We start from the raw sequence: 13,350 nt of genomic DNA, 5'->3' as shown, positions 1-13,350 counted from the left end.
CCACGCTGGCCAGGCAAGGAAATCCAGCGTCCACCGCGTGCTCACGCACATGACGTGCCAATAGCCGGGTCGTCCAGAGTTCGTGCGGATATCCCAAGTCTTTGGCTTTCTGACAGGCCAGCGATAGCAGCCAGGCACGGGCGTCAGCGGTGATCTCGGGCGCCTTTCCCGGCCGTGGGTTGTCGTCGAGCGCGGCCATCACGCCAAACCGCACCGCCCGGCGGCAAGCACCGAAGCACGGTCTGATGGGTCACGCCGACCATCTCGCCGACCGCATGGGCCGATGGATCGGCGCGATAGGCCAGAAGGATACGCGCTCGCTCAACCCAACTCGCCGGTTCGGTTCGAGAACGCGCGATCCGTTCGAGTTGCATCAGCTCGTCTGCTTCAATTGAGATATCGATTACGCGCCGAGGTGCTGCCATAATGTCCAGCCATGGTGTTGATGCCCACAACATGCCTAATACATCTGGCAATGCGTCAGGAATCCCTTACAAAGGGTCGATTTCATGGAATCGGTGTACTAGGACGCCGCCATTGCGATAATGCGTTGGGCGAGATCGGCGGCCCGCTCCATATGCGCCATGTGGCCGGTCTCGGGGAAGCGCGCGACCTGCACCGAAGCCGGCAGCGCATCGGCGTGGGCGGCGGGAATGATGCGATCCGCTTCCCCCCAGGCGACCAGCACCGGCACGCGCACCGCCGCCAGGGACTCGCGGAGCGAGGTGTTTTGCCGGCCATTGGCGAAATTCGCCGCGGCGATCGCCTCGAGCGCCGCCGCCACCCCGTCGAGCCGCTTATAGCGCAGCACGGCGTCCACCATCTCGCGCCCGATCAGGGTCGGATCGGCAAACAGCATCCCGAGCACCGCCTGCATGTCACGGGCGCGGCGCGCGGCGATGAAGCCGCTGACATAATCCATGTTGATTTCCGGCCCAAACCCGACGGGTGAAATCAAGGTCAACGAAAGCGATTCGGGCGCCAGCATCAGGGCGACCGCACCACCCAGCGAATGGCCGACGAGATGCACGTGGCCGAGGCCACGGGCGCGGGCGAGCGCGGCGACGGCGCGGGCGAGCTCGGCGATATTCGCGCCGGCGAGGGTTTTGGTCGAGCCGCCATGGCCGGGCAAATCGATCGCGATGGTGCGAAAGCGCGCCGCGAGCAGCGGCTGGAGGAACATCCAGTTGCCGAGATCGCCGCCGAACCCGTGGATTAGCAGCAACGGCGGCGCATCCTCCGGCCCCGCTTCGAGGGCCTGGATCGGCCCGATCTCGGTTTCAACCCGCATCGCCGCCGGCGCCGACGCCGCCTCCGCCGCGGGCACGAAGGCGGCTTGCTGGGCGGCGATGAACGCATCGATCGCGGCGTCATCGGCGGTGCCGTCATCGATGACGCCGATCAGCGCGCCGACCGGCACCATCACGCCGGGGGCCAATACCTGGCGGCGCAACGTGCCGGCGGCGGGGCTTTCATAGGTGGCGGTGATCTTGCTGGTTTCGATATCGGCGATTTCCTCGCCAGCTGCCACCGTCTCTCCCGGCGCCTTATGCCAGCGCGCGACCATCCCCTCGGTCATCGAGAGGCCCATTTTGGGCATCACCAGGGCGCGCAAGCCGGTCATGTCAGGCCGCCTTGCGCCCCGCCCGCTGCCATCACCGCGCGCACGGCCGCGACGATCTTCCCGACATCGGGCACGAAAAGATCTTCCAGCGCCGGCGAGAACGGAACCGGCGTGTGCGGCGGCGAGACCATGCGGATCGGCGCGCGGAGTGCCGCGAACGCCCCTTCAGCGGCGAGGGCGGCGATGTCGGTCGCCATGTTGCAGCGCGGATTGGCCTCGTCCACCACCACCAGCCGGCCGGTTGTGCGCACTTCCTCGAGAATGGTCTCGTGATCGAGTGGCGAGGTGGTGCGCGGGTCGATCACCGTGCATGAGATCCCCTCCTTGCCGAGCTGATCGGCGGCCTCGTTGGCGAGCGTCACCATCCGCCCGAAAGCGACGATGGTGACATCTTCGCCCTCGCGGGTGAGATTGGCCTCGCCGAAGGGCAGGGTGTAGGGCTCGTCCGGTACTTCTCCTTCGCTGTCGTAAAGCATTTTATGCTCGAAAAAGATCACCGGATCATCGTCGCGGATCGCCTGGATCATCAACCCCTTCGCCTCATAGGGCGAAGACGGGAGCGCGACCTTGAGGCCGGGGATATGGGTAAATAGCGGGTAGAGGCATTGGCTGTGCTGGCTGGCGGCGCGAAATCCAGCGCCATACATGGTGCGGATGACGAGCGGCGTGCGCGCTTTGCCGCCGAACATGTATTTGAACTTGGCCGCCTGATTGAAGATCTGATCGAAGCAGACCCCCATGAAATCGACGAACATCAGCTCGGCGATCGGCCGCAGCCCGGTGAGGGCGGCGCCGGCGGCAGCGCCGATGAAGCCGCTTTCGGTGATCGGCGTGTCGAGCACCCGCTCGCGCCCGAATTCAGCGACGAGCCCCTTGGTGACGCCGAGCACACCGCCCCAGGCATCGTCTTCGCCGGGCGCGCCCATGCCGCCGGCATTGTCTTCCCCCATGACGACGACGCGCGGATCGCGCGCCATCTCCTGGCGGATCGCCTCATTGATGGCCTGACGGTAGGATTTTTTGGCCATGCCACGCGCTCCTCATCAATAGCTGACATAGACGTCAGAGAGCAGATCGGCGGGGGTGGGCATGGGCGCAGCCTTGGCCGCGCGCACCGCCCCCTCGATCGCGGCCGCGACCTCGCCTTCGATCGCATCGAGTGCGGCCGGTTCGAGCAGCCCGGCCTCGGTCACCTTGGCGCGAAAGAGCTTAAGACAGTCGCGTTCGGCGCGGAGTTTCGCGACCTCGTCGGGCGCGCGATAGGTCATGCCGTCGCCCTCGAAATGGCCGTAATAGCGGGCGAGCTTGAGGTGGAGAAAGCTTGGCCCGTCCCCCGCCCGTGCCCGCGCGATTGCCTCCGCTGCGGCCGCGTGGACGGCGAAGAAATCATGGCCATCGACACGCACGCCCGGCATGCCAAACCCCTTGGCGCGGTCCAGCGGATCACCCGCAACCGACCAGGCGCTTGCTGTCGACTCGGCATAGCCATTATCCTCGAGGACGAAAATCACCGGCAACCGCCAGACCGAGGCGAGATTCATCGCTTCCGCCGTGGTGCCCTGGTTGGAGGCGCCATCGCCGCCGAAGGCGACGGCGACGGCACCGGTTTTCAGGGTTTTGGCGCTCAACGCGGCGCCGCAAGCGAGCGGCGCGTTGCCGCCGACGATGCCATTGGCGCCGAGCATGCCCTTGTCGAGATCAGCGATGTGCATCGACCCGCCCTTGCCGGCGCAGAGCCCGGTTTTGCGGCCATAAATCTCCGCCATCATGGCCGTCACGTCGCATCCTTTGGCGATGCAATGGCCATGGCCGCGATGGGTGGAGGCGATGCTGTCATGTTCGGTAAGATTTAGGCAGACGCCGACCGCCGAGGCTTCTTCGCCGGCGTAGAGATGGACGAAGCCTGGGATGTCGCCAGTCGCGAATTCAGTGTGCACCCGCTCCTCGAACTGGCGGATGGTGCACATGCTGCGATAGGCGCGCACTAACTCGTCCCGGCTCAACTGCATCTTGGGCCCTCCCGTGCCATGCACTCTTCTGGTGCACGCCGGAAACTATAGCATTCTCTGAGCCAAAAACGCAAGCGCGCCGGTAAGGACACACGGCGATTTGAACCCGGACGTCGCGCCGCAGGCCGATCAGCGCCCTGTCATTGCGCTCGTGCGAGCGCTCAAAAAGTCTTCAGTTCTGTCGTCAATAAAGCCCGCCCATCGCCTTGTCGGAATCGCTGGTGGCGGGCGGGGGTTGGGCGGCGGCGCTGGCGGCTGGCGCTGCGCCTTCAGCGGGTTGCGGCGTGCCGTTATCACTCGGCGGGGCGTTGGTCGCCGCCCGCCCGCCGGCACTCGCGGGTGCGGCGTTCGCCGTGCCATGCGGCAGGTCACCGAGCGCAAGCGAGGCGCCGGGCTCTTGGCCGTCCTTGAACGCGTCGGTCATGGTCTGGACGGCATCGTGCCACGATGCCAGCGTAACCCCGGGTGGCGCGACGAAGGGGAGCACCGGATGATCCTTGAGCGCGATCGCCATGAAATCATGCCAGATCGGCGCTGCCAGTTCGCCGCCGGTTTGGTTGCGGCCGAGATCAGCCGGCTGATCGAACCCGACCCAGACGATGGTGACGAGATCGGGCGTGAAGCCGGCGAACCAGGCGTCATTGTAATCCTGCGTCGTGCCGGTCTTGCCGGCGATCGGCCGCCCGAGATCCTTGCCGGCGCGGGTGCCGGTGCCGCGCTGCACCACGTCCTGCATCATGGTGACGACCTGAAAGACGCTTTGCGGGTCGGCGATCGCTGGGCGCTGGTCATCGAGGAGGGGCGGCTGGCCTGGGTCGGCGGCGCAGCTTTCGCAGCCGAGGCCGGGGGTGCGCCAAAGCACATGGCCGTCACGATCCTGAACGCTGTCGATCAGGCTCGGGATCACCGCCCGCCCGCCCTCATCGAGCGAGGCATAGGCGCCGGCGAGGCGGAGCGCCGTGGTCTCGATCGCGCCGATCGCCGCCGGCAAGACGCGCGGCATGTCATCGACGATATGGAACGCCGTCGCGGTCTCCGCCACCGCCGCCATACCGATCTGATTGGCGACCCGCAGCGTGACCAAGTTGCGCGAATGCTGCAGCGCCTCGTGGAGCGGCATCGGTCCGTTGAAATCCATCTCGAAATTATTCGGCCGCCATTTTCCCTTGTCCCCGAGATCGACGACGAAGGGGGCATCGAGGAAGCGCTGGCTCGGCGAGATGCCTTGTTCCATCGCGGCCAGATAGACGAAGGGCTTGAAGGCGCTGCCGGGCTGGCGGTTGGCTTGGGTGGCGCGGTCGAACTGGCTGATCGCGTGGCTCCAGCCGCCGACGAGCGCGAGGACGCGGCCGGTGCGCGGGTCGAGCGAGACCAGCGAACCCTCGACCTCGGGGATCTGGCGGAGCTGCAGTCGCGCCGTTTTCGTCGCCGGCGGCTCGATCATCACCACATCGCCGGGGGTGAAGAGATCGCGCAGCCGCTGCGGCGCCGGGCCGAGCGTGCCGGCCGGCGCGTTCGCGATCTTCGGGCGTGCCCAGGCGCAATCGGCGAGCAGGATCGTCCCGGTTTTCGGGGTGGCCGGCGCATCTGCTGCGGGCTCTAGCCAGCCGAGCCGCGCCGCGCCGTCGCTCTCTTCGATCACGATCGCAAGCCGCCAGCGCGGCAGCATGCCGGGCGGCGGCACGACGGCGGCGAGTTTGCCCGCCCAATCGCGGCCCAGCTCGGCGCTAGAGGCGGCGATATGGCTGACGGCGCCGCGCCAGCCGCCATGCGCGCGGTCATAGGCCATCAACCCGGCGCGGAGCGTGTCCTCGGCGGCGGCCTGGAGATGCGGATCAAGGCTCGCGCGCACCATCAGCCCGCCTTCGCTGGTGGTCTCGGCGCCGAAGCGCGAGATCAGCTCCCGCTTGACCTCATCGGCGAAATACTCGCCGCCCGGGGTGACATCGGGGTGGTGGTAGCCATGCGGCACCAGCGGTTCGGCCTGTGCCGCGCGGGCTTCGGCCAGCGACACGGCGTGGGTTTCGGCCATGCGTTCAAGCACCCAGTCGCGCCGCGCCCGCGCCGCCTCGGGAAACCGGAAGGGATTGTAATTATTCGGCGCTTTCGGCAACGCCGCCAGCATCGCCGCCTCGGCCAGGGTCAGCTCATCGAGCGGCTTGTTGAAATAGGCCTCGGCGGCGGCGGCGACACCATAAGATTGCTGGCCGAGATAGATTTCGTTGAGATAGAGTTCGAGCACCCGCTGCTTGCTGAGGCTCTGATCGATGCGGAGGGCGAGGATCGCCTCGCGGATTTTGCGCCCAAGCGTCGGCTCGTTGCCGAGCAGCATATTCTTGGCGAGCTGCTGGGTGATGGTGGAGGCGCCGATCGGCCGCCGCCCTTCATGGAGATGGCCGATATCGGTCACCGCCGCGCGCAGGATGGCGAGCGGATCAACGCCGCGATGGGTCCAGAAATTCTGGTCCTCGGCAGCGATGAAGGCAGCAGTCACGAGGGGCGGGATGGCGGTGAACGGGGTGTAGATGCGCCGTTCATTGGCGAGTTCGGCGAGCAGCGAGCCGTCGCCCGCGAACACCCGGCTCATCACCGCCGGCTGGTAGTTTTTTAGCCCGTTGATATCGGGCAGATCGGCGACATAGTGGCGATAGGCGCCATAGGCGACGATCACCGCAGCGAGCCCGGCCAGCACGACAAGCCCGGCGAGCACCCCGAACAGCCGCCCGAGCCAGCGGGCGAGAAAGCGTCGCACGCTGCCCTTGCCAGGGCGCGGGGCGCGGGGCGGAGAGGGCGCTGAAGCAGCGCCGAGCCGCTCGCGCGGGGGAGGGGGGTCGATGGCCATCGCCGCTATATAATCCCCTCGGCCGCTGAAAGCATCCCACCCCGCCCCAGGGACGCGCTGATCGAAGCGCTGATCCGCGCTCTCTGTCGCGCGCTATCCGGCTGGGGCCACGGTCAGCGCCGTTGCGACGGAATTCCTCCATCTTTCCCGGCCTAAACCCACGCGGGCGCGACGCGCTGCCATCGCCCGCCAAAGACCGGGATCGCCTGGTGTTCGTCGATAGAGGTTAAGCGTGGCCGGCGGCCGGCATGGCGAGGCTTTCGCTGCCGGTGGCGCGGGCGACGGCGGCGAGCAGGCGCAGCGCCTCCGGCCCGCCGAGATCGCTAAGCCCGCCCTCTTCCATCTCTGCCGCCAGGATTTCGGCCTGGCTGGCGACGGTTTCGACGGCACGGCGCAGCGCCTCGCGCGAGAGGATCAGTTGCAGATCCTCCGATAACAGGTTCCAATCGCACAGCATGCCAAGCAGCCCTCGCTCTTGCCGTTTTGGCGTCTTCGGTTCGGCGCCGCAGAGACGGACCGCCGGGATCGCGCCAATCTCGTCCCGGCGGGTTAATTCCGCGTTTGCGCCGGGCGAGAAATTTCGTAAAGCGCGATCGCGGCGGCGGCGCTGACATTGAGGCTGGCCATCGGCCCGGGCATCGGCAGGCCGGCGATTTCGTCGCAGGTTTCGCGGGTCAGGCGGCGAAGACCTTCGCCCTCACCACCGAGAACCAGCGCGACCCGCCGCCCCGCAAGCGCCGGGCCGGAAAGCGCCGAGCCGCCGGCATCGAGCCCGACCACCCAGAACCCCTCTGCCTTGAGCGCGACCAGGGTGCGCGCGATATTGACGGCGCGGAGCACCGGCACGGTTTCCAGCGCGCCGGCGGCGGCCTTGGCCATGGTTCCGGTCTCGCCTGGCGCATGGCGTTCCTGCACGATCACCCCGCAGGCGGCAAAGGCGGCGGCGGCGCGTAGGATCGCGCCGATATTGCGCGGATCGGCGACCTGATCGAGCACCAGGATCGGGCCGGGCCGCTCCAGCACCCGCGCGAGCGGCGGCGGCGTCAGCGGATCGGCGAGAAGGGCGACCCCCTGGTGCGCGGCATCGGGGCCGAGAAGCTGGTCGAGCCGGGCGCGCTCCACGCGCTCGGGCGCCAGCGGCCAGGGCGGCGGCAAACGCGCGGCGAGCGCGGCTTCCGCCTCCTCGGTGAGCAAAAGGCGGCGAAGGCGCCGTGCCGGGTTGGCGAGTGCCGCCGCGACCGCGTGCCGCCCTGAGAGCCAGACCGTGCCGTGCGGTGGCGCTTCGGGGCGCGGGGCGGGCGAACGCGCGGGGCGGAAGGCGCGCCCGGCGGGGGCCTGACCGGCCGGCCCGGGCCCTACCTGCGCACCCCGGAAGGGGTGGGAGTCGCGGTTTTTTCCCGGATGCGGGCGGTGCGGCGGTTTCATCGCGCCTCTATAGCTTTCCCCGCCCATGACGACAAATTCGTCTCGCGACAAATTCGTCCCCAACCTATCTGGCCTTATCTGGCGACAGGCTTATCCTCGCCAGCCCCCCGCGCCGCGGCCGCTTCGCCAGAGTTGCAGGCGAAACGCCGCATAGGCGATCGCCGCGGCGATGATCACCACCGGCAGCAGGGTCATGGCGAGCCAGAAGGCGAAGGCGGCGAGTGCGATGGTGCCGAGCACCAGCGCGACCAGGGCACCGGCGGCGGCGAGGCGGAAAAGCCACGGCGTTCGCCCGAATTCGGCGGCGGCCGGGTGTTGGAATTCCCCCTCCGGCGTCATATCGATGATAATGGTGCGGCGCGCTTTCATGCCTTGCGCACGTGGTCGGTCGCCAAGGCCGCGTCAAGACCGCCCGCCCGCATTCCTCGGTCTATTTCCCTCCCGCCGCGATCGTGGCAGTTTCCCGGCCAAACAAGGGAGCGATGACACATGGTGACGGGCGCAAGGCAGGCTTTGCCGGTCGATTTGACGGGGCTGCGGGTGGCGATTTCGGCCGCGGCGGGCGGGATCGGGCGGGTGATGGCGGATAGTTTCGCAGCCTCCGGGGCACGCGTCTTCATCTCCGATATCGACGCGCAAGCATTGGCGGCTTCCCCCCATGCCGGCCTGCGCGCCGATGCCGGCCGGCGCGAAGAGGTCGAGGCGTTCATGGCGGCAGCACTCGCGCATCTCGGCGGACTCGATGTCTTGGTCAACAATGCCGGGATCGCGGGGCCAACCAAGCGGGTCGAGGACATCGCGCCTGAGGAGCTTTCGGAGACGCTGCGGGTCGATCTCGAGAGTTTTTTCCACTGCGCCCGTCTCGCCATTCCGGCGCTGCGCGAGGCCGGAGGCGGTGCGATCATCAATCTCAGCTCCGCCGCCGGGCGCTTCGGCTTTCCCCTCCGCGCCCCTTATGCGGCGGCGAAATGGGGGGTGGTCGGCTTCACCAAGACGCTGGCGATCGAACTCGGCCCGGACGGGATTCGCGCCAACGCCATCCTCCCCGGCCTCGTCGACGGGCCGCGCATCCGCGCCGTCATCAAGGCGAAGGCGGTCGCGGCCGGCATTTCCGAGAACGAGCAGACCGATCGCGCCGTTGCCACCACCAGTCTTCGCTGCTTCGTCACCCAGCTAGACATCGCCAACATGGCGCTCTATCTCGCAAGCCCCTTCGGCGCGACGATCAGCGGCCAGGCGCTGGCGATCGACGGCGATATTCAGATGCTGATCTGAGCGGCGGCCAGCCGGCGAGGAAAAACGAGAAAATCATCGCGGCGATGACGCCGATCGCGACCGTGAGCCCGATGCCATGCAACAGCGGCGTGCGGCAGAAGAGCAAGAGGCCGAAGGTCGAGAGCGTCATGACATGGCAGAGGAGGAGCGTGCGGAGGGTGCGCGCGCGCTCGTCGTCGCTCGGCTGGCGGCGGGCGAAAAAAAGCGCGTAATCGAGCCCGATCCCGACCATCAGCGGCAGCGCGACGATGTGAAACAGCGACAAAGCCTCGCCGAACCACCCGAGCAGCGCCACCGTCACGATGACCGCACCGCAGAGCGGGGCGAGCACCCGCGGCACCATGCGCACGCCGCCGAGCCCGACGATCAGCGCCGCCAGCGCGCCGCCGGCGCCAAGACCGAGCCAGCGCCAGGCTTGCCCGGTATAGGTCGCGACCAGCGCCGTCATCGCGGCCGGAACGTCGAGAATATGCACGTCCGGGGCATCGGCGAAGGCGGCGCGAAACGCCGCCGGATCGGCGAGCCCGCTCGGCGCGATGACGCCGAACCAGCGCCCGCCATAGGCAAATAGCAGCGGCGCCAGCCGGGCGGCGAGAAGCGGCGGGGTGATCGCGGCGAGCGTGAGCGGCGGCTCTTCGCGGGCGGTCGCGGCATCGTCGAGAAAGGGTTTGAAGGCATCGGCGCGAAACCCGAGCCCATCGGCCGCCCGCGCGACCCGTTCGGCGAGCAGGCTTGGTGGTGGGATCGCCCGCTGCCGGGCACGCTCGGTCGCGACACTGGGCAAGAGGCGGGCGGCGAGATTGACATCGGCGAGGCTGCCGCGTGCGATCAGGCCGTCAAGGCGCGGCAGCAAGGCTTCCTCACGCGCCAGCACCGCCTCGGCGCGAGGCCCCTCCACCCAGGCGAGAACGGCGACTTCCGGCGCCCCCAATTCGGCGCGCAAAGCGCCGTCGAGATCGCCGGCTTCTTGCGCAACCGGGCTCAGCGCCCGGAGGTCGCGCGTGAGCGGCGGCGGTGCCGCGAGCAGGGAAAACCCGGCGAGCGCGATCGGGACGAGCGTCCAGGCGCGATAGCGCCGCAGCCCCTCCCAGCGCGCGAGCCAGGGCGCCGGGCGCTCGGTGGGCGCGATCGCGACCGCAACCACCAGCGGCGCGAGGATCAAGCGCGTCGCGAGCGCCGCCGCGACCAGCCCGCTTGCGGCAAACAGACCGAGTTCGGCAAGGCCCGGAAAGGCCGAAAACCCCATCCCGGCGAGCCCGGCGGCGGCACCGGCGACGGTCACCGCGAGCGTCCGCCCAATCCGGCCGCTGGTCGCAGCAGCCGCCTCGCCCGGGCGGCGATGGCCGATCCAGAGTACCGGATAATCGAGGCTGACACCGAGCATCGTCATCCCGAACCCGAAGGTCAGCGCATGCACGCGCCCGAAAACGAGAGTGGTCAGCGCCAAGGCCGCGGCGGTTGCGAACAAAACCGGGATCAGAACGGCGGCGAGTGCCAGCGGGTTTTTCAGCCATGCCGCGAGAATGGCGATCACCAAGAGGCCAGACAGCACCGAGATGGTCTCGGCATCACCGCGGATCGCGTGTTCGGCGGCAAGGGCGAAGACCGCCGGCCCGCCTTGCAGCAGCCGTGCTTGGCCGCGGGCGCTGGCCTGAAACGCCGCCGCGACCGCGTGCGCCGCCCGGCGCTGGCCGGCGAGATCGACGCCGCTTGCGCGGGTGCGGGCGATGAGGAGGGCGCGATCACGCTCGGGCGCGAACCAGACGCCGTCGATCGTGCGTACCCGGCTCGGCCCGGCCCAAAGCGCAAGCAGCGCCGGCGCCGCGCCGGTGGGATCAGCGAGGCCGAATGCGCTCGCGAGCGGGGCGGCGGAGGAGGCGAGGATATCGCGTAGTGCGACGAAATCGGCGTGGAGCGCGGCTTCGGTGAAGGCTTCCGGGCGTGTCGCGGGCGAGAGCAGATAGCGATGGCGAAACAAAAATTCCTGTTCCGCGCCGCCGGCGAGATTATCGCCGTTCTGGACGAAGCGAAATTGCCCGGACGCGCCGAGCCGGGCGGCAAAATCGCGGCTGATCGCAGCGAGAGCGGCCGGCGGCGCCCCCTCGATCCCGAACAGAAGTAGGCTCGCGGCCGGCCCTTGCCGCACTTGGTCGAGCATGAAGCGGGTGTCTTCATTCCCGCCCTGGGGCAGGAAATCGGCGATGTCGGCGCTGAGATCGGCCCGCGCGAGGGCGAGCACGACGAGGCCGATCGCGAGCGCGAGGGTCGCGAGAAGACGCAAGCGCGCGCCGGTCATGATGCGCCGGTCACGGCGTTGGCGTGATGCGCATGACACTGGCATCGCCATTGCTTTGCTCGAAGGCGACGAGGTCGGGCATCGGCCCGCTGCCTTCGATGCGCGCAACGCGCAGGAAACGCGCGACCGCGGGATCGCTCGGCACCAAGGTTAGGCGCCAATGCGCCCGATCGCCTTCGAGCCCGACGCTGTACTCGCGTTCGAGTGCCGCGAGATCGCCGGCCAACGTCGCCCTGATCGCCGTCACGATGCCGGCAATCGGCGGCGCCGTGGTGAGATCGATCTCGCGCGTCGGCTGCTCGCCGAGCGTGAGGCTCAGGCGCTCGCCGCGCAGCAGCAAGCGCTCGGGATGCGGTGGGGCGGTGATTTTTTCGAGCTGGTCCGGCCGCCGCCAGGCGAGCGTGCCGTGGGTCTCGATCGGTGCCGCGAGCGCGTGCAGGGTCTTGGTCTCAACGAATGTCGCATGCCGCTCGGGCACTGCGGCGAGGTCAGCCATCAGCCCCGCGATGGTCAGCGGCGCGGTTTCCGCCCAAGCCGGCCGCGCGACCATCATCGCGAGCATGAGGAGGGCGGCGAGACCGCCCGGGCTTATCGGTGTTTTCCCAGACATCATGAAAATTGAACCAATTATAAGGGTATTCGCGACAGAGGGCGGCGAGACGCTCGGCATAGCGGGTCACGTGCGGGCGCAGCGCCGCCCAAGGCTCGGCCGTGCCCGCCGCCTTCCCGGCATGGTGCGGCGTGATCGTCGCGGCGAGGGGTTCGATATGCACGAGATAGCGCCGGCGCGCGAGACGAAGCGCGAAGCCGAGCAGCACCGGCGCGCCGGTGGCGGCGGCCAGGCGGAACGGGCCGAGCGGAAAGGCCGCCGGTGCGCCGAGAAAATCGGTCACCATCACCGCTTGCCCGGCGGCTGGGCGATCGGCGAGCAAGCCGACCACGCCGCCGCCGGCGAGGGTTTCGCGGAGCGCCAGCGCCAGCGCGATGCCATCGCCATCCGGCCCGGGGAGGGCGATCACGCTCGCTGCAAAACTCGGGTCGAGTTCCTCGAACAAAGCCGTCAGCGCGTCGTGCGCGTTACGCTGCATGACCATGCGGATCGCCGCCGGTGCGCCCGCTCCGGCGGCGAAACGCAGCATCTCGAAGCTGCCGAGATGGGCGCCGAGCAGCACCACGCCCTTTCCTGCCGCCGTCGCGGCGACGAGATGCTCGCGGCCCTCAACGCGAATATCGAACAGCGCCCGCCGGCCTTGCAGCAAGAAAAAGCGATCGAGGAGCGTTTCCGCGAAGGTGAGATAATGGCGGAATATGTCGCGTGTCCCAACCGGCCGGCGCCGCGCCGCGCCATTCCCCGCCTCGCCACCGAGGGCACGGGTGAGAAAGCGCCGAGAGGCCTGCCTGCCGGCCGCGTCAAAGAGAAAAATGCTGAACGTGATCGGCCATAGCAGCAGCGCCCCGGCCCGCCAGCCGAGCCGCCGGCAGAGCCAGGCCATCAGCCGTAGCCGGCGCCGGCCGTCGCTGGCCGCGCGGGCTTGCCAGGCGGGCACCGCCGGCGCCTCCATCATGGCGTGAAACGCGGCGCTGGGGCTGCAAGGCCGAGGCGCCCGCGCAGCACCGGCCCCGCCGCACCGTGTGCGGTGACCGTGATGTGCCCGGAATCGAGGTGGGCGAGGGTGTAGTCGATCCGCTCGCCGGGGCGCACCGGGCGGAGGAATTTGAGCCGCGTGATCCCGCCGACCGCCGCAATGGCGGCATCGGCGAGAATGAGATCGAGCAGCACCACCCCTGGCAGCAGCGGATCGCCGGGGAAATGCCCGGCGAAAGCGGGGTGGGTTGCGGAGATGGTCAGGGTTCCCGAAATCGGGGCGCAAGGGGCCAT

Annotated in this window: 13 protein-coding genes; 1 reads left to right on the top strand and 12 read right to left on the bottom strand. The window is 68.7% G+C overall.

The features are described 5' to 3' along the window. From ACP5M5_RS10375 to ACP5M5_RS10340, 8 genes are all read right to left on the bottom strand, one after another. Positions 1-199: helix-turn-helix domain-containing protein (locus ACP5M5_RS10375; protein WP_427937140.1), on the bottom strand; the 199-nt coding region annotated here is incomplete at its 3' end. Positions 200-523: 324 nt separating this feature from the next. After that, complete coding sequence (locus ACP5M5_RS10370; protein WP_427937139.1) at positions 524-1,624, bottom strand: acetoin dehydrogenase dihydrolipoyllysine-residue acetyltransferase subunit; 1,101 nt, start codon at positions 1,622-1,624, stop codon at positions 524-526. After that, positions 1,621-2,652: an alpha-ketoacid dehydrogenase subunit beta gene (locus ACP5M5_RS10365; protein ID WP_427937137.1), complete on the bottom strand. Its 1,032-nt coding sequence runs from the start codon at positions 2,650-2,652 to the stop codon at positions 1,621-1,623. The genes ACP5M5_RS10370 and ACP5M5_RS10365 overlap by 4 nt, the downstream gene beginning before the upstream one ends. A gap of 15 nt (positions 2,653-2,667) precedes the next feature. Continuing rightward, positions 2,668-3,633, bottom strand: coding sequence for a thiamine pyrophosphate-dependent dehydrogenase E1 component subunit alpha (locus ACP5M5_RS10360; RefSeq protein WP_427937135.1), 966 nt, complete (start codon positions 3,631-3,633; stop codon positions 2,668-2,670). A 184-nt stretch (positions 3,634-3,817) separates the two neighbouring features. Beyond that, a complete protein-coding gene (locus ACP5M5_RS10355; protein WP_427937133.1) occupies positions 3,818-6,475 on the bottom strand; it encodes a penicillin-binding protein 1A in 2,658 nt (885 codons plus the stop codon). A gap of 226 nt (positions 6,476-6,701) precedes the next feature. Then, positions 6,702-6,932 carry a hypothetical protein gene (locus ACP5M5_RS10350; protein WP_427937132.1) on the bottom strand — a complete coding sequence of 77 codons (231 nt, stop codon included), beginning with the start codon at positions 6,930-6,932 and terminating at the stop codon, positions 6,702-6,704. Positions 6,933-7,024: 92 nt separating this feature from the next. After that, positions 7,025-7,900: a TrmH family RNA methyltransferase gene (locus ACP5M5_RS10345; RefSeq protein ID WP_427937130.1), complete on the bottom strand. Its 876-nt coding sequence runs from the start codon at positions 7,898-7,900 to the stop codon at positions 7,025-7,027. A gap of 90 nt (positions 7,901-7,990) precedes the next feature. Then, complete coding sequence (locus ACP5M5_RS10340; RefSeq protein WP_427937129.1) at positions 7,991-8,269, bottom strand: hypothetical protein; 279 nt, start codon at positions 8,267-8,269, stop codon at positions 7,991-7,993. 120 nt (positions 8,270-8,389) lie between these two features. On the opposite strand from ACP5M5_RS10340, the gene ACP5M5_RS10335 reads away from it, so the two are divergent. Beyond that, complete coding sequence (locus ACP5M5_RS10335) at positions 8,390-9,175, top strand: SDR family oxidoreductase (protein WP_427937128.1); 786 nt, start codon at positions 8,390-8,392, stop codon at positions 9,173-9,175. Here the strand turns inward: ACP5M5_RS10335 and ACP5M5_RS10330 are convergent. Genes ACP5M5_RS10330 through ACP5M5_RS10315 form a run of 4 tightly spaced genes read right to left on the bottom strand, consistent with a single transcriptional unit; the run spans position 9,126 to position 13,350 of the window. Further along, positions 9,126-11,471, bottom strand: coding sequence for an MMPL family transporter (locus ACP5M5_RS10330; protein WP_427937126.1), 2,346 nt, complete (start codon positions 11,469-11,471; stop codon positions 9,126-9,128). The genes ACP5M5_RS10335 and ACP5M5_RS10330 overlap by 50 nt on opposite strands. A gap of 10 nt (positions 11,472-11,481) precedes the next feature. Continuing rightward, positions 11,482-11,967 (bottom strand): LolA-related protein, encoded by a 486-nt coding sequence (locus ACP5M5_RS10325; protein ID WP_427937124.1) that lies wholly within the window; start codon positions 11,965-11,967, stop codon positions 11,482-11,484. Beyond that, positions 11,960-13,036, bottom strand: a complete 1,077-nt coding sequence (locus ACP5M5_RS10320) for a hypothetical protein (RefSeq protein WP_427937122.1) — start codon at positions 13,034-13,036, stop codon at positions 11,960-11,962. The genes ACP5M5_RS10325 and ACP5M5_RS10320 overlap by 8 nt, the downstream gene beginning before the upstream one ends. After that, entirely contained in the window at positions 13,033-13,350 is a 318-nt protein-coding gene (locus tag ACP5M5_RS10315) for a hypothetical protein (protein WP_427937120.1), read from the bottom strand. Before ACP5M5_RS10315 ends, ACP5M5_RS10320 begins: the two co-directional genes overlap by 4 nt.

The organism is Acidibrevibacterium sp., from assembly GCF_049965395.1.
GTDB lineage: Bacteria > Pseudomonadota > Alphaproteobacteria > Acetobacterales > Acetobacteraceae > Acidibrevibacterium > Acidibrevibacterium fodinaquatile.
Note: the sequence above shows the minus strand (reverse complement) of the source record. Positions and strands in the feature narration are given on the sequence as shown.